The organism is Alloalcanivorax sp. C16-1, assembly GCF_046507805.1.
Classification (GTDB): domain Bacteria; phylum Pseudomonadota; class Gammaproteobacteria; order Pseudomonadales; family Alcanivoracaceae; genus Alloalcanivorax.
Map to the genome: position 1 here is coordinate 184416 of NZ_JBKFTK010000002.1, position 20476 is coordinate 204891.

General features: G+C 66.8%; 18 protein-coding genes. 12 read left to right on the forward strand and 6 right to left on the reverse strand.

Annotated features, from left to right (window positions below; genetic code table 11):
• Positions 1 to 7 precede the first annotated feature (7 nt).
• The 8 genes from ftsW (at position 8) to lpxC (ending at position 8992) form a co-directional block, all read left to right on the forward strand.
• Positions 8 to 1144 carry a putative lipid II flippase FtsW gene (gene ftsW / locus ACLD0W_RS08045; protein WP_410307478.1) on the forward strand — a complete coding sequence of 379 codons (1137 nt, stop codon included), beginning with the start codon at positions 8 to 10 and terminating at the stop codon, positions 1142 to 1144.
• Positions 1141 to 2211 (forward strand): undecaprenyldiphospho-muramoylpentapeptide beta-N-acetylglucosaminyltransferase, encoded by a 1071-nt coding sequence (murG, locus tag ACLD0W_RS08050; RefSeq protein WP_410306972.1) that lies wholly within the window; start codon positions 1141 to 1143, stop codon positions 2209 to 2211. The genes ftsW and murG overlap by 4 nt, the downstream gene beginning before the upstream one ends.
• A complete protein-coding gene (gene murC / locus ACLD0W_RS08055; protein WP_410306973.1) occupies positions 2201 to 3679 on the forward strand; it encodes a UDP-N-acetylmuramate--L-alanine ligase in 1479 nt (492 codons plus the stop codon). The genes murG and murC overlap by 11 nt, the downstream gene beginning before the upstream one ends.
• Before the next feature lie 16 nt (positions 3680 to 3695).
• Positions 3696 to 4643, forward strand: a complete 948-nt coding sequence (locus ACLD0W_RS08060) for a D-alanine--D-alanine ligase (protein ID WP_410307479.1) — start codon at positions 3696 to 3698, stop codon at positions 4641 to 4643.
• Complete coding sequence (locus tag ACLD0W_RS08065) at positions 4636 to 5442, forward strand: cell division protein FtsQ/DivIB (protein ID WP_410306974.1); 807 nt, start codon at positions 4636 to 4638, stop codon at positions 5440 to 5442. The genes ACLD0W_RS08060 and ACLD0W_RS08065 overlap by 8 nt, the downstream gene beginning before the upstream one ends.
• Before the next feature lie 22 nt (positions 5443 to 5464).
• The gene (gene ftsA / locus ACLD0W_RS08070; protein ID WP_410306975.1) at positions 5465 to 6700 is read left to right on the forward strand and encodes a cell division protein FtsA; all 1236 of its coding nucleotides are present in this window, start codon (positions 5465 to 5467) and stop codon (positions 6698 to 6700) included.
• A 105-nt stretch (positions 6701 to 6805) separates the two neighbouring features.
• Positions 6806 to 7969 carry a cell division protein FtsZ gene (gene ftsZ / locus ACLD0W_RS08075; RefSeq protein ID WP_410306976.1) on the forward strand — a complete coding sequence of 388 codons (1164 nt, stop codon included), beginning with the start codon at positions 6806 to 6808 and terminating at the stop codon, positions 7967 to 7969.
• 108 nt (positions 7970 to 8077) lie between these two features.
• On the forward strand, positions 8078 to 8992 hold the full coding sequence (lpxC, locus tag ACLD0W_RS08080; RefSeq protein ID WP_204426875.1) for a UDP-3-O-acyl-N-acetylglucosamine deacetylase: 915 nt from the start codon (positions 8078 to 8080) through the stop codon (positions 8990 to 8992).
• A gap of 84 nt (positions 8993 to 9076) precedes the next feature.
• Here the strand turns inward: lpxC and ACLD0W_RS08085 are convergent, their stop codons facing one another.
• Positions 9077 to 9541, reverse strand: coding sequence for a hypothetical protein (locus tag ACLD0W_RS08085; RefSeq protein WP_410306977.1), 465 nt, complete (start codon positions 9539 to 9541; stop codon positions 9077 to 9079).
• A gap of 197 nt (positions 9542 to 9738) precedes the next feature.
• Here ACLD0W_RS08085 and ACLD0W_RS08090 point away from each other — a divergent pair, with 197 nt between their 5' ends.
• From ACLD0W_RS08090 to ACLD0W_RS08105, 4 genes are all read left to right on the forward strand, one after another.
• Complete coding sequence (locus ACLD0W_RS08090; RefSeq protein ID WP_410306978.1) at positions 9739 to 10665, forward strand: M23 family metallopeptidase; 927 nt, start codon at positions 9739 to 9741, stop codon at positions 10663 to 10665.
• Between the two features lie 154 nt (positions 10666 to 10819).
• Positions 10820 to 13549, forward strand: a complete 2730-nt coding sequence (gene secA / locus ACLD0W_RS08095) for a preprotein translocase subunit SecA (RefSeq protein WP_410306979.1) — start codon at positions 10820 to 10822, stop codon at positions 13547 to 13549.
• Position 13550: 1 nt separating this feature from the next.
• Positions 13551 to 14753 (forward strand): bifunctional glutamate N-acetyltransferase/amino-acid acetyltransferase ArgJ, encoded by a 1203-nt coding sequence (gene argJ, locus ACLD0W_RS08100; protein ID WP_410306980.1) that lies wholly within the window; start codon positions 13551 to 13553, stop codon positions 14751 to 14753.
• A 4-nt stretch (positions 14754 to 14757) separates the two neighbouring features.
• The gene (locus ACLD0W_RS08105; protein ID WP_410306981.1) at positions 14758 to 15687 is read left to right on the forward strand and encodes a Nudix family hydrolase; all 930 of its coding nucleotides are present in this window, start codon (positions 14758 to 14760) and stop codon (positions 15685 to 15687) included.
• 16 nt (positions 15688 to 15703) lie between these two features.
• Here ACLD0W_RS08105 and ACLD0W_RS08110 read toward each other — a convergent pair whose 3' ends face one another.
• From ACLD0W_RS08110 to pilB, 5 genes are all read right to left on the reverse strand, one after another.
• Positions 15704 to 15895, reverse strand: coding sequence for a DNA gyrase inhibitor YacG (locus ACLD0W_RS08110; RefSeq protein WP_228233444.1), 192 nt, complete (start codon positions 15893 to 15895; stop codon positions 15704 to 15706).
• The gene (coaE, locus tag ACLD0W_RS08115; RefSeq protein WP_410306982.1) at positions 15885 to 16490 is read right to left on the reverse strand and encodes a dephospho-CoA kinase; all 606 of its coding nucleotides are present in this window, start codon (positions 16488 to 16490) and stop codon (positions 15885 to 15887) included. The genes ACLD0W_RS08110 and coaE overlap by 11 nt, the downstream gene beginning before the upstream one ends.
• Positions 16491 to 16574: 84 nt before the next feature.
• On the reverse strand, positions 16575 to 17447 hold the full coding sequence (locus ACLD0W_RS08120; protein ID WP_410306983.1) for a prepilin peptidase: 873 nt from the start codon (positions 17445 to 17447) through the stop codon (positions 16575 to 16577).
• 3 nt (positions 17448 to 17450) lie between these two features.
• A complete protein-coding gene (locus tag ACLD0W_RS08125) occupies positions 17451 to 18677 on the reverse strand; it encodes a type II secretion system F family protein (RefSeq protein ID WP_410306984.1) in 1227 nt (408 codons plus the stop codon).
• A gap of 21 nt (positions 18678 to 18698) precedes the next feature.
• Positions 18699 to 20417, reverse strand: a complete 1719-nt coding sequence (pilB, locus tag ACLD0W_RS08130) for a type IV-A pilus assembly ATPase PilB (protein WP_410306985.1) — start codon at positions 20415 to 20417, stop codon at positions 18699 to 18701.
• Positions 20418 to 20476 lie beyond the last annotated feature (59 nt).

Consider the following 20476-nt stretch of genomic DNA (forward strand, 5'->3'; position numbering starts at 1 on the left):
TCCGCTGATGTCGCTGCGCCAAACCGGTGTCGACCGTCCGCTGCTGTGGGCGGTGGCGCTGCTGAGCCTGGCGGGGCTGGTGATCGTCACCTCCGCGTCCCTGCAGATCGGCGAAACGCGACTCGGCAACCCGTTCTACTACGGCATGCGCCACGGCCTGTATCTGCTGGCCGGGGTCGGCGTGGGCCTGTTCGTCTATTGCTGCGTGCCGCTGACGGTGCTGGAAAAACTGCGCTTCGCGGCGCTGCCGGTGGCGGTGGTGTTCCTGCTGCTGGTGTTCGTCCCCGGTCTGGGCCGGGAAGTGAACGGCTCCACCCGCTGGATCGCGCTGCCCGGCCTGACCATTCAGGCGTCCGAGGTGGTCAAACTGTGCTTCGTGCTGTACCTGGCCGGCTACATCGCCCAGCACAAGGCCGCCCTGGAAACCCGCTGGAAGGCGTTTCTGATTCCGCTGGGCGTGCTCGGCGCCCTGACCTTGATGCTGCTGCTGCAGCCGGACTTCGGCGCCGTGGTGGTGCTGGGCATCACCGCCATGGGCATGCTGTTCCTGGCCGGTGTGCCGACCCTGCGGTTCCTGCTGATCGGCCTGGCGGCGGTGATGCTGGCGGCGGTGGTGGCACTGGCGGAACCCTACCGGGTGGCGCGCCTGATGAGCTTCACCGACCCCTGGGCGGACCAGTACGGGGCCGGCTACCAGCTGACCCAGAGCCTGATCGCCTTCGGCCGCGGCCACTTCATGGGCGTGGGGCTGGGCAACAGCGTGCAAAAACTGTTTTACCTGCCGGAAGCGCACACCGACTTCGTGTTCGCGGTGCTGGCCGAAGAGTGGGGGCTGCTGGGCGTGCTGGCGATGCTGGCCGGTTTCACGGTGCTCGGCTGGCGGGTGTTCCGCATCGGCCACGGGCTGGAAGAACGCGGCTTTCTCTATCACGCCTATCTGGTGTACGGCTGCGCGCTGGTGTTTTGCGCCCAGGCGTTCATCAACGTGGGCGTGAACATGGGCGTGCTGCCCACCAAGGGGCTGACCCTGCCGTTCGTCAGTTACGGCGGCTCGTCCCTGTTGATTTCGGCGGCCATGGTGGCGCTGGTGTTGCGTGCCGGCGCCGAGCAGTCCCGCCTCCAGGCCAGAGGGAGGACGCAATGAGCAAAGGGACGGTTCTGATCATGGCCGGCGGCACCGGCGGGCACGTGTTCCCGGCGCTGGCGGTGGCCCGCGAACTCACCGAGGCCGGCTTCCAGGTGCTGTGGCTGGGCGCCGAGGGCGGCATGGAAACCCGGCTGGTGCCCAAACACGGCTTCCAGGTGGCCACCCTGGGCGTGGGCCGGCTGCGTGGCGGCGGCCTCAAGCGCAAATTGGTCGGCCCGCTGCAGATGCTGCGCGCCCTGTGGCAGGCGAGCCGCCTGATCCGCCGGGTCAAGCCGGTGCTGGCGGTGGGCTTCGGTGGCTTCGTCAGCGCCCCCGGCGGCCTGGCCGCGCGGCTGGCCGGCGTGCCGCTGGTGGTGCATGAGCAGAACGCGGTGCCCGGACTGACCAACCGCACCCTGGCGCGCTTCGCCACCGAGACCCTGGAAGGCTTCGAGGGAGCGATGCCCGGCGGCGTCTGGGTGGGCAATCCGGTGCGTGCCGAGATCGCCGCCCTGGCGGAGCCCACCGAACGTTACCAGGCCCGGCGCGGCGCCCTGCGGGTGCTGGTGCTGGGCGGCAGCCAGGGCGCGCTGGCGCTTAACCAGGACCTGCCGGAACTGCTGATGGCGGCGCTCGGCAATCAGCTGGAGGTGCGCCATCAATGCGGCGCCGGTCGCGAGAACGAAGCGCTGCCGGTCTACCAGGCCCTGGGCCTGCCCGCCCGGGTCAGCGAATTCATCGACGACATGGCCGAGGCCTATGCCTGGGCCGATCTGGTGGTGTGCCGGGCCGGCGCCCTGACGGTGGCGGAAGTGGCCGCCGCCGGCGTGGCCGCGCTGTTCGTGCCGCTGCCCACCGCGGTGGACGACCACCAGACGCTTAACGCGCGCTGGCTGGTGGACCGCGGCGCCGCGCTGATGATGGCGCAGAGCGACATGAACGCCGGCACCCTGGCGCGCAGCCTGGCCGGCATGACCGAACGGGACGCCCTGGCGCAGATCGCCTGCCGCGCCCGCCAGCTGGCGGTGCCGGACAGCGCCGCCCGGGTGGCGAAATTGTGCGAGGAGGTGGCCCATGGCCGCTAGCAACACGAAAGCCGCTGGCAACATGAAACCGGAAGCGGTGCACACCGTGCCGGAGATGCGCCGCATCCGGGGCATCCACTTCGTCGGTATCGGCGGCGCCGGCATGTGCGGCATCGCCGAGGTGCTGGCCAACCAGGGCTACGCGGTGAGCGGCAGCGACATCAAGGAATCACCGGTGGTGGCGCGCCTGCGTGAGCTGGGCGTGCGCGTGGACATCGGGCACCGGGCCGGCAACATCGAGGACGCGGACGTGGTGGTCACCTCCACGGCGGTGAAAACCGACAACGTGGAAGTGGCCGCCGCCCACGAGCGCCGCGTGCCGGTGGTGCCGCGGGCGGAAATGCTGGCGGAGCTGATGCGCTTCCGCCACGGCATCGCCGTGGCCGGGACCCACGGCAAGACCACCACCACCTCCATGGTGGCGTCGATTCTGGCGGAAGCCGGGCTGGATCCGACCTTTGTGATCGGTGGCCGCCTGAACAGCGCCGGCACCAACGCGCGCCTGGGCCAGAGCCGTTACCTGGTGGCCGAGGCGGACGAATCCGACGCCAGCTTCCTGCATCTGCAGCCGATGAGCGCCATCGTCACCAATATCGACGCCGACCATATGCACACCTACGGCGGCGATTTCGCGCGGCTGGAAAACACCTTTATCGAGTTCCTGCACAACCTGCCGTTCTACGGCGTGGCGGTGATGTGCGTGGACGATCCGGTGGTGCGCAAGCTGCTGCCCCGGGTCAACCGCCAGGTGATCCGCTACGGCTTCAGCGAGGACGCGGACCTGCGCGCCGAGGACGTGGTCCAGGACGGCCTGCGTACCCGCTTCCGGGTGGTGCGCAGCGAAGGCGCGCCCCTGGACATCACCCTGAACATGCCCGGCCGGCACAACGTGCTCAACGCCCTGGCGGCGATCGCGGTGGCCGCCGACGAGGGCGCCGACGACCAGGCCATCGTGCGCGGGCTGAACGGCTTCGGCGGCGTGGGCCGGCGTTTCGACGTGCTCGGCGAATACCCCTGCGACGGCGGCAGCGCCACCCTGGTGGACGACTACGGCCACCACCCGCGCGAGGTGGGCGCCACCATCGCCGCGATCCGCCAGGGCTGGCCCGGCCGTCGGCTGGTGATGCTGTTCCAGCCGCACCGTTACACCCGTACCCGCGACCTCTACGAGGATTTCGTGGAGGTGCTCGGCGAGGTGGATCAATTGCTGCTGCTGGAGGTCTATGGGGCCGGCGAGGAACCGATTCCCGGCGCCGACAGCCGCGCCCTGATGCGCAGTCTGCGCCAGCGCGCGCGCATCGAGCCGCTGTACGTGGACGACCCGGCCAAGCTGCCCGGGTTGCTGAAACAGGTATTGAAGAACGGCGATCTGCTGGTCACCCAGGGCGCCGGTAACGTGGGCACCATCGCCCGGGACCTGGCGGAACAGGTCAGCGGCCCGGCGCAAGGAGACGAACATCGTGGTTAACCGCTTGGACAGCGCCATGAAGCAACGCCTGGCCCGTATCGGCCGGGTGGCGGTGTTGGCCGGGGGCGACTCCGCCGAGCGGTCGGTGTCGCTGAAGAGCGGCGCCGCCGTGCATCAGGCGCTGCGTCAGCTGGGACTGATCGCCGAGCTGGTGGATCCTGCGGACAGCGGCGTGGGCACCCTCAAGGGCTTCGACGTGGCCTTTATCGCCCTGCACGGTCGCGGCGGCGAGGACGGCGTGATCCAGGGCGTGCTCGAGCACCTGGGCGTGCCCTACACCGGGTCCGGCGTGATGGCCTCCGCCATCGGCATGGACAAGGTGCGCACCAAGCAGCTGTGGAAGGGCGCCGGTCTGCCGACCCCGGACTTCTATGTGGACGGCATCTCCGAGGTGCCGGCGGCGATGGGCTTCCCGCGCATGGTCAAGCCCTCCCATGAGGGCTCGTCCATCGGCATGGCCAAGGTAGACGGCGAGGCGGATCTGTCCGCCGCCCTGGCCGCCGCCCGCCAGTACGACAGCGAGGTGCTGGTGGAGGCCTGGGTGCACGGGCCGGAGTACACGGTGGCGGTGGTGGGCGACCAGGCGTTGCCGGCGATCCGTCTGAAGACGCCCCACGCCTTTTACGATTTCGAAGCCAAATACCAGGCCACCAGCACCGAATATCTGTGCCCGGCCGGGCTCGACGACGGCGACGAACAGGCCCTGCGTGACCTGGCCCTGCGGGCCTTCCGGGTGGTCGGCTGCCAGGGCTGGGGCCGGGTCGACGTGATGCGCGACGAGCAGGGCCGGTGGCAGCTGCTGGAAGTGAACACGGTGCCGGGCATGACCGACCACAGCCTGGTGCCGATGGCCGCCAGGGCCGCCGGCGACGACTTCGCCACCCTGGTGGCGCGCATTCTGCTGGAGGCCATGGACCGGGCCCCGGCGGCCAAGACGAAAAAAGGGAGCAAGGCCCGTGGCTAGGGCGCCGCGCCGCACGCCGGAGCCGCGCCGCGGCCGGGGCGCGTCCCCACGGGCGACCCGCGCCCGCCGGCAGGCGCCGAAAGTACCGCTGCGCCAGCGGCTGGCGGCGGCGGTGCCCGGGGTCCTGGCCTCGCTGGTGGCGGTGGTGCTGGTGGCCGGGGTGATCTGGCTGCCGCGGGTGCTGGATCAGTACCCGATCCGCAAGGTCGGCGTGGACGGCGTCACCGACGTGCGTCGCCAGCAGCAGGTGCAGACCGCGCTGGCCGCTCTGGTCCGCGACGCCAACTATTTTTCGGCGCCGCTGGAGGACATCTACCAGCGCGCCGCCGGCCTCAGCTGGGTGTCGGACGTGTCCGTGCGCCGGCAGTGGCCGGACACGGTCAAGCTGACCATCACCGAGCGCGAGCCGGTGGCGGTATGGAACGAGAGCGTGCTGGTGTCGCGCAACGGCGAGCCGTTCCAGGCGCTCAAACAGTACGACCTGACCGGCCTGCCGCGACTCAACGGGCCGGAGCAGCGCCTGGAAGCGGTGATGGGCTTCTACCACAGCATGAGCAAGTTGCTGCGCGAAGTGGGCCTGGGCATCGAGCGCATGGAAGTGAACGCGCGGCTCACCGCCCGCCTGACCCTGGACAACCAGATGCAGGTGGTGGTGGACCGGGAAAATTACGTGGGTAAGTTACGCCGCTTCACGCGGCTCTACCGTGGCGTGCTGAGCACCGACAGCCGCGGAGTGGCCCGGGTCGACCTGCGCTATGCCGATGGCATCGCGGTGACCTGGCGGGATCAAAAAGCATGAGCAAACAGAGGACGTACCTCTAATGGCGAACGCAGTGGACAACATGATCGTGGGTCTCGACATCGGCACCTCCAAGGTGGTGGCCATCGTCGGCCAGGTCACCGAGGAGGGCACCGTGGAAGTGGTGGGCCTCGGCTCCCAGCCGTCGCGGGGGATGAAGAAGGGCGTGGTGGTGGACATCGAGGCCACCGTGCGCTCGATCCAGCGCGCCGTGGAAGAGGCGGAGTTGATGGCCGGTTGCCAGATCCATTCCGTGTACGCCGGCATCGCCGGCTCCCACGTGCGCAGCCTCAACTCCCACGGCATCGTGGCGATCCGTGATCGGGAAGTGACCCAGGCGGACATCGACCGGGTCATCGACGCCGCCCAGGCGGTGGCGATCCCGGCGGACCAGAAGACCCTGCATGTGCTGCCCCAGGAATACGTGGTGGACAACCAGGAAGGGGTGCGCGAGCCGGTGGGCATGAGCGGCGTGCGGCTGGAAGCCAAAGTGCACCTGGTGACCTGCGCGGTGAACGCCGCCCAGAACATCGAGAAGTGCGTGCGCCGCTGCGGCCTGGAAGTGGAGGACATCATCCTCGAGCAGCTGGCCAGCGCGCACTCGGTGCTTACCGAGGACGAGCGCGAGCTGGGTGTGTGCATCGTCGACATCGGCGGCGGTACCACCGACATCGCCATCTTCACCGAAGGCGCGATCCGCCACACCGCCAACATTCCGATCGCCGGCGATCAGGTCACCAACGACATCGCCATGGCGCTGCGCACGCCCAAGCAGCACGCCGACGAGATCAAGATCAAGTACGCCTGCGCGCTGACGCAACTGGCCGGCGCCGACGAGACCATCAAGGTGCCCAGCGTCGGCGACCGGCCGCCGCGCACCCTCAGCCGCCAGAACCTGGCCGAGGTGGTGGAGCCGCGCTACGACGAGCTGTTCACCCTGATCCAGGCGGAAATCCGCCGCTCCGGGTTCGAGGACATGATCCCCGGCGGCATCGTGCTCACCGGCGGTTCTTCCAAGATCGAGGGCGCGGCGGAACTGGCCGAGGAAATCTTTCACATGCCGGTGCGCCTGGGCACGCCGCAGGGCGTGGCCGGGCTCACCGATGTGGTGCGCAACCCGATTTATTCCACCTCCGTGGGGCTGCTGTTGTACGGCCAGCGCATGGAGAAGGAAGGACGCAGCCCCCGCGCCCAGGCCGGCGGCGGCGAAGTGAACTGGATGGAACGCTTCAAGAAGTGGTTCCAGGGCAACTTTTGAGGATCGCGGCCAAAGCCGCGAATCCAAACGGTTTCGACCTCGGGCCAAGAGCGGCCCGAAGCCGGAAAAAGCAGTAAACAGGGAAGCATTAACGGGAGATCAACCATGCAATTCAAACTTGAAGATTCCGTACCTCATGGCGCGGTCATCAAAGTAGTGGGCGTCGGTGGCGGCGGCGGCAACGCCGTGGACCACATGGTGCGCTCAAACGTGGAAGGCGTGGATTTCATCTGCGCCAACACCGACGCGCAGGCGCTGCGTAATTCCTCGGCCAAAACCGTGATCCAGCTCGGCAGCCAGGTCACCAAGGGCCTGGGCGCCGGCGCCAACCCGGACATCGGCCGGCAGTCCGCTCTGGAAGACCGTGAGCGCATCGCCGAGCTGCTGGACGGCGCCGACATGGTGTTCGTCACCGCCGGCATGGGCGGCGGCACCGGCACCGGCGCGGCGCCGGTGGTGGCCGAGATCGCCAAGGAACTGGGCATCCTCACGGTGGCGGTGGTCACCAAGCCGTTCCCGTTCGAGGGCAAGAAGCGCATGCGTTCCGCCCAGGAAGGCATCGAGGCGCTCAAGGAGCACGTGCACTCGCTGATCACCATCCCCAACGAGAAGCTGCAGTCCGTGCTGGGCGGCTCCACCACCCTGCTGGACGCCTTCAAGGCGGCCAACGAGGTGCTGCAGGGCGCGGTCAAGGGCATTGCCGATCTGATCGTGCGCCCGGGCATGATCAACGTCGACTTCGCCGACGTGCGCACGGTGATGAGCGAAATGGGCACCGCGATGATGGGCACCGGCATCGCCAGCGGCGACAACCGGGCGGCGGAAGCGGCCCAGGCGGCGATTTCCAGCCCGCTGCTGGAGGACGTGGACCTGCGTGGCGCCCGCGGCATCCTGATCAACATCACCGCCAACGAGTCCATCGCCCTGGACGAGTTCTCCGAGGTGGGTGATATCGTCAGCGAGCTGGCCAGTGAAGACGCCAATGTGATCATCGGCACGGCCATCGACCCGGACATGGGTGACAATATCTCGGTGACCGTGGTCGCCACCGGGCTGGGCGCCGCCCAGCAGGAACTGAAGGTGGTGCGCGGGCGTCAAACCCCCATGGGTGCCGACGGCCGGGTGGACTACAACGACCTGGATCGTCCCGCCGTGGAGCGCAAACGGGCCCAGCAGCAGGCCGCCGGCGGTGGCCGGCAGGCGGTCAACACCGCGGAAGACCTGGATTTCATTGATATTCCGACCTTCCTCCGCCGTCAGGCTGACTGACGGCGGCGGATACGTGGTGCGCAAAAGGGAATTTTGTTATGATCGCCCCCTTATTTGCGTTGAGGATGGCTGTATCCTTAGCGGATACCGGAATTTTGTGACGGATCAATGATCAGACAACGAACCCTCAAGAACGTGATCCGCGCCACCGGCGTGGGCCTGCACACCGGCGAAAAGGTTTATCTGACGGTACGGCCGGCGCCGGTCGACACGGGCATCGTGTTCCGTCGTGTGGACCTGGATCCGGTGGTGGAAATCGCCGCCGGCGCCGAGAACGTGGGCGAAACCACCCTGTCCACCACCCTGGTGAAGGACGGCGTCAAGGTGGGTACCGTGGAGCACCTGCTCTCGGCCATGGCCGGCCTGGGCATCGACAACGCCTACGTGGAGTTGTCGGCGCCGGAAGTGCCGATCATGGACGGCAGCGCCGGGCCCTTCGTGTTCCTGCTGCAGTCCGCCGGCATCAAGGAGCAGGAGGCCGCCAAGAAGTTCATCCGCATCAAGAAGGAAGTCACCGTCCGCGAGCAGGACAAAGTGGCCACCTTCGTGCCGTTCGATGGCTTCAAGGTGACCTTCTCGATCGACTTTGATCACCCGGTGTTCGAGGAACGCAGCCAGCTGGCCAGCATCGACTTTTCCTCCACGTCCTTCGTGAAGGAAGTGGCGCGTGCCCGGACCTTCGGGTTCATGCGCGACATCGAGTTCCTGCGCAGCCAGAACCTGGCCCTCGGCGGCAGCGTCGACAACGCCATCGTGGTGGACGAGTTCCGCATCCTCAACGAGGACGGTCTTCGTTACGACGACGAATTCGTCAAGCACAAGATGCTGGACGCCATCGGCGACCTGTATCAGCTGGGCCACAGCCTGATCGGCGAGTTCGTGGGTCACAAATCCGGCCATGCCCTCAACAACGCCCTCCTGCGTGAGCTGCTCAAGCAGGAAGACGCCTGGGAACTGGTCACGTTCGAGGACGCGGACACCGCGCCGATCTCCTACGTGAAGCCGATCATGGCCGCGGAGTAACCCTCCGCGCCCCACGCACACCGTGAGGGATCACGGTGATTGCCTCCCTGTGCGCCCCGGTCGTCTCCCGCGACCGGGGCGCTCTTATTTCGGGTCGCGGCTGCCGGGCCCGGCCCGGCCCGCCAGCCGGCGCAGCGCCGCCGCCAGGTCCGGATCGTCGATGTAGTCCGCCGCCTGCCGCAGGTGGCTGGCGCTGTGGGCGTCCAGGGTCGGGCCGGGGGCGGCGGGCGCCTTGCCCGGTGCGGCGGCGCCCAGCTCCCGCCGGCCGGTGACCACGATCTTGAGCGCCTGGCCGGAGGGCAGGGCGCGCTCCAGACGCGGCAGATGAAAGCGCAGCAGCTGGGCGGTGGCGCTGGTTTCCACCAGGGCCAGCCAGCGCTGCTCTTCCTGCACCAGCCGCACCCGGTCGCGCAGGGCCGGCGGCAGGCAGTCCCGGGGGTCGCCGGGGGTGTCTCCGCCACGCCCGCGGGCGGCCCGCGCCAGGCGCTTCAGCGCCGGATGGGCGTGGATCAGACCCTGGAGTTCGTCGGGCAGGGTTTTCTTGCTCATGCCTTTTCCTTACGCTACCCTGCGATTGTAAAAAATCATTTAAGGCACCTTTGTTTCACCCTCCGGGGGGCGCTTCACGGCCAAGGATTTGCCCGGGCGAGCCAGCGGCACGCTCGTGATGGCGCGTTTTTGAACCCATTTTCCCGGGGCCGGTCGGAGCACAGGTTCCGCGAGTGAAGAGGTCGTTCGCCGTTGCCATGAACATCATATTGTTGAACAGCAAGCGGGGCCACTCCCGCACCCTGTCGGTACCCCGCCACCTGCCAGTGATTCTGCTGGCGGCGCTGGTGGTGCTGCCGGTGCTGGTCGGTGTCGGCGCCTATTGGGTCAGCTACCGCTGGGCCCCGCCGTCCTACACCGACGCGGTGGCCGCCCGCTTCCAGGACCATCTGGACGCCCAGGCCCACGAAGTCTCCGAGCTGAAACGGCTCAGCGAGGAGCAGATCCGCGCCCTGACCCTGAAGCTGGCCGACGCCCAGGCCCGCCTGACCCGTCTGGACGCCCTGGGCGAACGGCTGGTGGACGTGGCCGGCATCGACAGCGAGGAGTTCGATTTCGGTGGCGGCATGGCGGTGGGCGGCCCGGAAACGGAGGAGGGCAGCGCCTTCACGCCGCCGTCCTTCCTGGAGGAGCTGAGCGCGCTCACCGAAACCCTGGAGCGCCGTGAGCAGCAACTGAACATCCTCGAGAACCTGCTCGCCGACCGGCACCTGGAAAGCGAGACCTTCCTGGCCGGTCGGCCCATCGTGCACGGCTGGATGTCCAGCCGCTTCGGCCGCCGCGCCGACCCCTTCACCGGCAAGCTGGCCTGGCACGGTGGCGTGGACTTCGCCGGCAAGGACGGGTCCGATGTGGTGGCCACCGCCGCCGGCGTGGTCACCTTCGCCGGCGAGCGCACCGGTTACGGCAAACTGGTGGAGATCAACCACGGCAACGGCATCAGCACCCGCTATGGCCACGCCAAGGAAGTGAGCGTGAAGGTGGGCGATATCGTGCGCACCGGCGACGTGGTCGCCCTGATGGGCTCCACCGGCCGCTCCACCGGCCCCCACGTGCATTACGAAGTGCTCAAGGATGGCCGCCAGGTCAATCCGCACCCCTATATCTACCGCGCCCGCCGCTAAAACCCCACAGTAGGAGCGGCCGCTCGGCCGCGATCGCGGCCGAATGGCCGCTCCTACCGCTTGAAACTCTGCCCCCCGCACCTTATCTCCCTGGTCTATTGTGTTTAGAATGGCTTCTTTTCGCCCTACCCATTGATATAAGAACGGACGTTTCATGCTGGCTACCATCGTCAAGACAGTCTTCGGGACCAAGAACGACCGCGAGCTCAAGCGGATCCGCCGTGTGGTGTCGGCGGTCAACGCCCGCGCCGACGAGATCGCGCAACTGGACGACGCGGCGCTGCAGGCCAAAACCGCCGAACTGAAAGCCGCCCACGCCGAAGGCAAGACCCTGGATGAGCTGCTGCCGGAAGCGTTCGCGGTGTGTCGCGAGGCCGCCACCCGGGTGATGGGCATGCGCCATTTCGATGTGCAGCTGATGGGGGGCATCGCGCTGCACGAGGGCCGCATCGCGGAGATGCGCACCGGTGAAGGTAAAACCCTGACCGCCACCCTGCCCACCTACCTGAACGCGCTCACCGGCAGCGGCGTGCACGTGGTCACGGTGAACGATTACCTGGCCGAGCGGGACGCCAACTGGATGCGCCCGCTGTACGAATTCCTGGGCCTGAGCGTGGGGGTGATCTTCTCCCAGCAGCCCCAGGAACAGAAACGCGAAGCCTACGGCTGCGACGTGACCTACGGCACCAACAACGAATTCGGTTTCGATTACCTGCGCGACAACATGGCGTTCCGTCTGGAAGACCGGGTGCAGCGCCCGCTCTACTACGCCATCGTCGACGAGGTGGACTCGATCCTGATCGACGAAGCGCGCACGCCGCTGATTATTTCCGGCCCGGCGGCGGACTCCTCCGAGTTGTACAAGCAGATGAACGTGCTGATTCCCCGGCTCAAGGCGCAGACCGAGGAAGACGAAGGCGACTATTTCATCGATGAGAAACAGCGCCAGGTGGAGCTCACCGAGGAAGGCCACCAGCTGATCGAGTCGCTGCTGGTGGAAAACAATATCCTGGAGGAGGGCGAAAGCCTCTACGCCGCCCATAATCTGACCCTGCTGCACCACGTGCACGCCGCGCTCAAGGCCCATGCGCTGTTCCACAAGGATCGTGAATACGTGGTGCAGAACGGTCAGATCGTGATCGTCGACGAGCACACCGGCCGCACCATGCCCGGCCGCCGCTGGTCCGAGGGCATCCACCAGGCGGTGGAAGCCAAGGAAGGGGTGCGCATTCAGCAGGAAAACCAGACCCTGGCCTCCACCACCTTCCAGAACTACTTCCGTCTCTACGAGAAGCTGGCCGGCATGACCGGTACCGCCGACACCGAGGCGGTGGAATTCCGCCAGATCTACGGCATGGACGTGGTGGTGATTCCCACCAACCGGCCGATGGTCCGTAAGGACGCCAATGATCTGGTCTACCTGACCCTGCAGGAAAAATTCGACGCCATCGTGGAAGCGGTGCGTGACTGCGTGGAGCGGGGCGCGCCGGTGCTGGTGGGCACCGCCACCATCGAGGCCTCCGAGTACCTGGCCCAGCGGCTCACCGAGGAAAAGATCAAGCACCAGGTGCTCAACGCCAAGCAGCACCAGCGCGAGGCGCAGGTGATCGCCCAGGCCGGCCGGCCGGGCACCGTGACCATCGCCACCAACATGGCCGGTCGCGGTACCGACATCATGCTCGGCGGCAACGCCGAGGAAGAAATCAAGCACATGGATGAGCCCTCCGAGGAGCTGGCGGAAAAGATCCGCTCCGAATGGGAGGAGAACCACAAGACGGTGCTGGAGGCCGGCGGCCTGCACATCATCGGCACCGAGCGCCACGAATCCCGCCGCATCGACAACCAGCTGCGTGGCCGCGCCGGCCGCCAGGGCGACCCGGGCTACACCCGCTTCTTCCTGTCCATGGAAGACGACCTGATGCGCATCTTCGCGTCCGACCGGGTGCGCAACATGATGCGCTCACTGGGCCTGAAGGACGGTGAAGCCATCGAGCACCGCTGGGTGACCCGCGCCATCGAGAACGCCCAGCGCAAGGTGGAAGCCCGCAACTTCGACATCCGCAAGAACCTGCTGGAATACGACAACGTGGCCAACGACCAGCGCAAGGTGGTCTACAGCCAGCGTGAGCAGATTCTGGAAAGCGAGGACCTGGCGTCCTCGGTGGAAAGCATCCGCCGGGACGTGGTGCCGGAAGTGGTGCACAACCATATGCCGCCGGGCTCCGTGGAAGACCAGTGGGACGCGGAGGGCCTGGAAAAGACCCTGTACGCCGAGTACGGCTGCGACGTGCCGATCCAGCGCTGGCTGGAAGAGGACAAGGGCCTGCACATCGAGGGCATCACCGAGCGCGTCATTGAGCAGCTGGAAGCCCAGTACGAGCGCAAGCGCGCGGACATCGGCCCGGACACCCTGCGCCAGATCGAGAAGCACCTGATGCTGCAGATCCTCGACCGGCACTGGAAGGAGCATCTGGCCAGCATGGACCACCTGCGGCAGGGCATTCACCTGCGCGGTTACGCGCAGAAGAACCCCAAGCAGGAGTACAAGAAGGAAGCCTTCGAGCTGTTCCAGACCATGCTCAACCAGATTCAGCATGAGCTGATCCGGGTGGTGCACAGCTTCGAGGTGCGTCGCGACGACGAGGTGGAGCGTCTGGAAGCGCAGCGCCGCGAGGAAGCCCGTGAGCAGGCGGAAAAAATGAACGCCCGCCAGGAGCAGCTGGCGGCGCCGAGCGCCGACGGCGCCGCGCCGGCGGCCGCCCCGGAGGGCGAGGACACACCGCGCACGGTGGTGCGCGAAGGCCGCAAGATCGGCCGCAACGAGCCCTGTCCCTGCGGCTCCGGCAAGAAGTACAAGCACTGCCACGGCAAGCTGGAATCCTGATATGACACAGACGCAATGGTTCCCGGTGGCCGGCGTCAAGCTGGCCGCCATTGAAGCGGGCATCAAGAAGGCCAATCGCAAGGACCTGGTGGTGATCGAGCTGGCCGAGGGCGGGCGCGCCGCCGGCGTGTTCACCACCAACCGCTTTCAGGCGGCGCCGGTGCAGGTGGCGCGGCGCAATCTTCAGCAGAGCGCGCCCCGCTATCTGATGATCAACACCGGCTACGCCAACGCCGGCACCGGGGACAAGGGCTTCGCCTATTGCGAGGAAACCTGCCTGTTATTGTCCGAGCTGGCCCATTGCGCGCCCTCGGAAGTGCTGCCGTTCTCCACCGGCGTGATCGGCCAGACCTTCCCCATGAAGCCCTTCGAGGAAGGGCTGCCGCGGGCCCTGGAAGGTCTGGATGAGCACGGTTGGGGCCGCGCCGCGGAAGGCATCATGACCACCGACACGGTGCCGAAAGTGGCCAGCCGCCGGGTCGAGCTGGACGGTAAAACCGTGACCATCACCGGCATGGCCAAGGGCGCCGGCATGATCAAGCCGAACATGGCCACCATGCTCGGCTTTATCGCCACCGACGCCGGCGTGGCGCAGCCGCTGCTGGACCAGTGGGTGAAGCGGCTGGCGGACGCCTCGTTCAACCGCATCACCGTGGACGGCGATACCTCCACCAACGACGCCTGCCTGCTGATCGCCTCCGGCCGTGCCGGGGTGACCATCGACGACGGCGATTCCCGGCCGGCGGCGCTGCTCTACGAGGCCCTGGAAGCGGTGTTCGTGGAGCTGGCCCAGGCGCTGATCCGCGACGCCGAGGGCGCCAGCAAGTTCGTCTCCATCGAGGTGGCCGGCGCGCGCAGCGACCGGGATGCCCAGATCGTGGCGGAAACCATCGGCCATTCGCCGCTGGTGAAGACCGCGCTGTTCGCCTCCGACCCCAACTGGGGCCGGATTCTGGCCGCCGTGGGCCGGGCACCCATCGACACTCTGGACGTGGAGAAAGTGGCGGTGTGGCTGGACGACGTGCAGATCGTCGCCGAAGGCGGCGTGGCGGACAGCTACACGGAAGAGCAGGGCGCGCGGGTGATGGCCCGCCCGGACATCACCATCCGCGTGGACCTGGGTGCCGGCGAAGGCCGTGGCCAGGTCTGGACCTGCGACTTCAGCTACGATTACGTGAAAATCAACGCCGAATACCGCACCTGATCCGATGCCCGCCGCGCCGCTGCCTGAAATCGTCGTCGTCGCCGGCATCATTCCGGACGGCGACGACCGCCTCTGCCTGAGCCGCCGTCCGGCGCACAAGCATCAGGGCGGCCTGTGGGAGTTTCCCGGTGGCAAGGTGGAATCCGGTGAGCCGCTGGAGCGGGCCCTGGCCCGGGAGCTCCATGAGGAACTGGGCCTGGACGATGTGCAATCCCGCCCGTTTCTGACCGTGCGCCACCGCTACCCGGACCTGCACGTCACCCTGCATTTCCGCGAAGTCACCGCCTTTGCTGGCGAGCCCCATGGCCGCGAGGGCCAGCCGGTGGAGTGGGTGCCGCGTACGGAACTCTCCGCCCGCGCCTTTCCGGCCGCCAACCGGCCGGTGGCGGTGGCCCTGCAACTGCCGCCGGAGTGGGTGATTCCCCCCGAAACACTGGACCAGGCCGAGGTGATCGCCGGACTGGCGCGGCTGGACCCGGCTCGTCAGGGCGTCTATCTGCGCGGCTGGAGCGGCCATCCGGCGGTGGCCGCCGCCTGTCGGGACCGGGGCCTGCGTTTCTGGATTCGCGATGACGCCGCCACGGCCCGCCGGGAAGGGGCGTTCGGGCTGCATCTCAGCGGCCAGGGGCTGGCGCGGGCGGAACGGGACGGGGTGCCGGCCTTCGACGGCCTGCTGTCGGTGGCCTGCCACGACGCCGCGCAAATCGAGCGGGCGATGGCGCTGGGCGCCGACATGGCCACTCTGTCGCCGGTGCGTGCCACGCCCACCCATCCGGAGGCGTCGCCCCTGGGCTGGGACGGCTTCGCCGATCTGATCGCGGGCAACCCGCTGGTGTTCTACGCGCTCGGTGGTGTCACCCCGGACGATCTGGCCACTGCCCGGGGCCACGGCGCCTACGGGGTCGCCGGTATTCGCGGCTTCTGGCGCGGCTGAAGCGCAACGCCGCGGTTCAGCTCAGATCGTCCAGATCGTCCGTCGGCGCGTCCGGGTCCCCGGCAATGCTGTGCCGCTCCGAGGCCCAATCCCCCAGATCAATCAGCTTGCAGCGTTCACTGCAGAACGGCCGCCAGGGGTTGTCGTCCCAGCGCGTGGGCTTCTTGCATTGCGGGCAAGGGTAGATGCGAGTGGGTTTATCCGCCATGTCGTTCCGCGAGTGTCAGATAGGTTTGGTGCAGCGCTTCCAGTCGCTCGTGGAGCAGTGCCAGGGGGCCGTGATTTTCCACCACGTCGTGGGCCAGGGCGCGGCGCCGCTCGCGCTGCATCTGCGCTTTCATGATCGCCGCGACCTGGGTGTCCGGCACCTGATCGCGGGCCACGGTGCGGGCCACCTGCACCTCCGGCGGCACATCAATCACCAGAATCCGATGCACCATGTCCTTCTGGCTGCCTTCCAGCAGCAGCGGCGACACCAGCACGGTATAGGGGGTGGTGCTGGTACGGATCTGGCGACGCAGTTCCTCGCCGATGGCGGGGTGGGTGATGGCCTCCAGATCGCGGCGCGCGGCCTCGTCGCTGAACACGATGTCACGCAGGGCACGCCGGTTCAAGGTGCCGTCGGTTTGCAGCACCGGCTCGCCGAACCGGTCGACGATGGCGTCCAGCGCCGGCTGCCCCGGCTCCACCACCCGGCGCGACGCCAGGTCCGCGTCCACCACGGCGATGCCGCGGCCGGCCAGATAATCGGTGGCGGCGGTCTTGCCGCTGCCGATGCCGCCGGTCAGGCCCACTACGAACATAAGCGCTCCTTGGAAAGCGGAAGACGATACAGCAAGCAGGATACAGGATGAAGAGGGCGGGTCGGCCAAGACGCCGACCCGCCGTTAACCGAGGTTGAACAGCCCGAGATAGCCGCTCACGATTTGCTCGCCCCACAGCAGGGCGATCCAGCCGGCGATGGCCAGATAGGGACCGAAGGGGATGCCCTGGCCCCGTTTGACGGCGCCGGTGGCCATCATGACCAGCGCGAACATCAGCCCCACCACCGACGACAGCAGGATCACCAGGGGCAGATACTGCCAGCCCAGCCAGGCGCCCAGGGCGGTGAGCAGTTTGAAGTCGCCGTAGCCCATGCCTTCCTTGCCGGTCAGCAGCTTGAACACCCAGTACAGGCTCCACAGCGACAGGTAGCCGGCCATGGCGCCGACCACCGCGTCCGCCAGGGTCACCGGCGCAACGCCGAGCAGCGCGGCCAGCAGGCCCGCCCACAGCAGCGGATAGGTAAGATCGTCGGGCAGCAGGGTGGTGTCCAGGTCGATCACCGCCAGGGCCAGCAGCGTGAAGCTGGCGTACAGGGTGAACGGCAGCCAGATGCCGTAGCCGAACCGCCAGGCGCACAGCCCCGCCACCAGGGCGGTGAGCAGCTCGATGACCGGGTAACGCTTGCTGATGGCGGTCCCGCACTGGCTGCATCGGCCTTTCAGTGCCAGCCAGCTAACCACCGGAATGTTCTCGTGCCAGCGGATGCCGTGACCGCAATGCGGGCAGCGTGAGCGCGGTACCACCAGATTGAACACCGGCTCTTCTTCGGCGGGCTGACCCAGCAGTTCCCGGGCCTCCCGGCGCCAGCCGGCTTCCATCATTTTCGGGACCCGGTGGATCACCACATTCAGAAAACTGCCCACCAGCAGACCGAACAGGGCGGTGACGACGATCAGGACGACCGGGTTGGCGGCAAGGTACTGCAAAGGCGTCACGCGTTATACCACCTGGCCGAGTTGGAAGATGGGCAGGTACATGGCGATGATCAGGCCGCCGATCAGCACGCCCAGCACCGCCATGATCAGCGGTTCCAGCATGCTGGTCAGGCCGTCCACCATGTTGTCCACCTCGTCCTCGTAATAGGTGGCCACCTTGGCGAGCATGGCGTCCAGGGAACCGGACTCCTCGCCGATGGCGGTCATCTGCAGGGCCATGGCCGGGAACACCCCGGTGGAGCGCATGGCGAACTGCAGCTGCTGGCCGGTGGCCACGTCCTCCTTCACCTGCAGCACCGCCTTGCGGTAGACCACGTTGCCGGTGGCGCCGGCGCAGGCGTCCAGGGCCTCGATCAACGGCACCCCGGCGGCGAAGGTGGTGGACAGGGTGCGGGCGAAGCGGGCCACCGTGGCCTTATGGGTGATCGGGCCGATGATCGGCAGCCGGAGCAGCAGGCGGTCCACCGCGTCGTGGAAGGCCTTGGAGCGCTTGCGGCCTTCCACGAACCCGAAGATCAGCCCGGCGGTAATAAAAAGAATGAGCAGAAAATTGGCCTGCAGCCCTTCGGATATCCCGATTACGAATTGCGTAAAGGCGGGCAGCTCGGCGCCGAAGCCCTCGAACAACTCCTGAAAGGTCGGCACCACTTTAACCAGCAGAATACCGGTCACGATCACGGCTACGCAGATTACGGCGATGGGGTATTTCACCGCCTTTTTGATCTTGGCCTTCAGGGCCTCGGTTTTCTCTTTATAGAGCGCCACCCGATCCAGCATGGTCTCCAGGGAGCCGGACGCCTCGCCGGACTCGATCAGGCTGCAGTACAGATCGTCGAACAGGCGCGGGTGCTGGCGCAGGGCGCCGGCGAAGTTGTTACCGCCTTCCACGTCCACCTTGAGCTTCATCACCACATCGCGCATGGACGGATTGTCCAACCCGTCGGCGACGATTTCGAAAGCCTGCACCAGGGGCACGCCGGCTTTCATCATGGTGGCCATCTGGCGGGTGAACAGGGCGATATCGAGGGGCTTGATCTTTTTCTTGCCCCCGAACAGGGATACCTCGCGCTTCTTGACCACCTTCCTGGCCTGAATACCCTGTTTGCGCAGTTCGGCGCGCACCAGCGCCGGCCCCTTGCCGGACACTTCCCCCTTTACCCGTGAACCCTTGCGGTCGATCCCTTCATAAACGAAGGTGGCCGTCTTTTCCTGTGCTGCGGTTTTTGCCATAAATGTTGCCCCTGCCCCCGATTAATGGCCGCTGGTCACGCGGCTCACCTCCTCGAGGCTGGTGACGCCGTGCATGACCTTGATCAGGCCGGAACGATACAGATCGTTGAACCCTTCCTGGCGGCATTGATCGCCAATCTGGATGGAATTGCCTTCTTCCATGATGATGCGGCTGATGCCGTCGGTTATGCGGACGACTTCGTAGATCCCCACTCGCCCCTTGTAGCCCCCTCTGCATTTATCGCAACCCTCGCCGTGGGGGGCGTAAACAGTAAAGCCGGTTTCCAGGTCGGCGTCCGTGAAACCCATCTCAAGCAGGGATTGCCTGGGCACCGCTACCGGTTCCTTGCAGTGCTCGCAGAGCCGGCGTGCCAGCCGCTGGGCGATGATCAGAATCACCGAGGTGGCGATATTGAACGACGGCACGCCCATATTGCGCAGACGCGTCAGGGTTTCCGGGGCGCTGTTGGTGTGCAGGGTGGAGAGCACCAGGTGACCGGTCTGCGCCGCCTTGACCGCGATTTCCGCGGTTTCCAGATCGCGGATCTCGCCCACCAGCACCACGTCCGGATCCTGCCGCAGAAAGGCGCGCAGGGCGGAGGAGAAATCCAGCCCCTGCTTGGGGTTCACATTGACCTGGTTGACGCCCTCCAGGTTGATTTCCACCGGATCCTCGGCGGTGGAAATATTGCGCTCCGGCGTATTGAGAATGTTCACGCCGGTATACAGCGATACGGTTTTCCCGGACCCGGTGGGGCCGGTGACCAGGATCATGCCCTGCGGTTTTTGCAGGGCGTCCATATACATCTGCTTCTGCTCCGGCTCGTAGCCGAGGGCGTCGATGCCCATCTTGGCGCTTTCCGGATCCAGGATCCGCAGCACGATTTTCTCGCCGAACAGGGTGGGGCAGGTGTTGACCCGGAAGTCGATGGCCCGGGTCTTGGAAATCTTCAGTTTGATGCGCCCGTCCTGGGGCACGCGGCGCTCGGAAATATCCAGGCGCGCCATCACCTTGAGGCGGGCGGCCAGCTTGCTGGCGATGTTCACCGGCGGCTTGGACACGGTCTGTAGAATACCGTCCTGGCGAAAACGCACCCGGTAATTTTTTTCGTAGGGCTCGAAATGCAGATCCGAGGCGCCGCCCTTGATGGCGTCCAGCAGCAGTTTGTTGACGAAGCGCACGATGGGCGCGTCGTCGGCGCCGGCGGTGTCGTCGCCGCCGGCCTGGGCCGGGGCCGCATCGGCGGTTTCCAGATTATCCAGATCGTCGTCCAGATTCTCGAACGCCTTGCCTTCCTGCTCCGACTCCACCTGATCGATCCAGCGACGCAGCTTGTCGTCCTCGACGATCACCGTCTCCACGTTGAGGCCGGTGTTGAAGCGGATCTCTTCCAGGGCGGGCAGGTTGGTGGGGTCGGACACCGCCACGAACAGCCGGCTGCCACGGCGCATCAGCGGCAGGATGGTGTGCTTGGTGACCAGTCGCGGATCGACGATGTCCTTGATGATGCTGTCGCGGGCGAACGCGTTCAGATCCACCAGTGGATCGCCGAACTCCTCCGCCGCCGAGCGGGCCACCACCAGTGCCCCCACCTTGCCGGTGGCCACCAGATGATGGACCAGTGGTGTTCTGGCCTCGCGGGCTTCCACCGTGGCGCTCTGGGCCGCCTCCATGGACAGGTGGCCTTCCTTTACCAAACGGCGGGCGAGGCCGCTCAGGGACGATACGGAACTATTCATGGGCCATGGCCGGTTTGATCGGTCTGGTTATGGGAAAAAGGTCTTACCCCGGCAAGAGA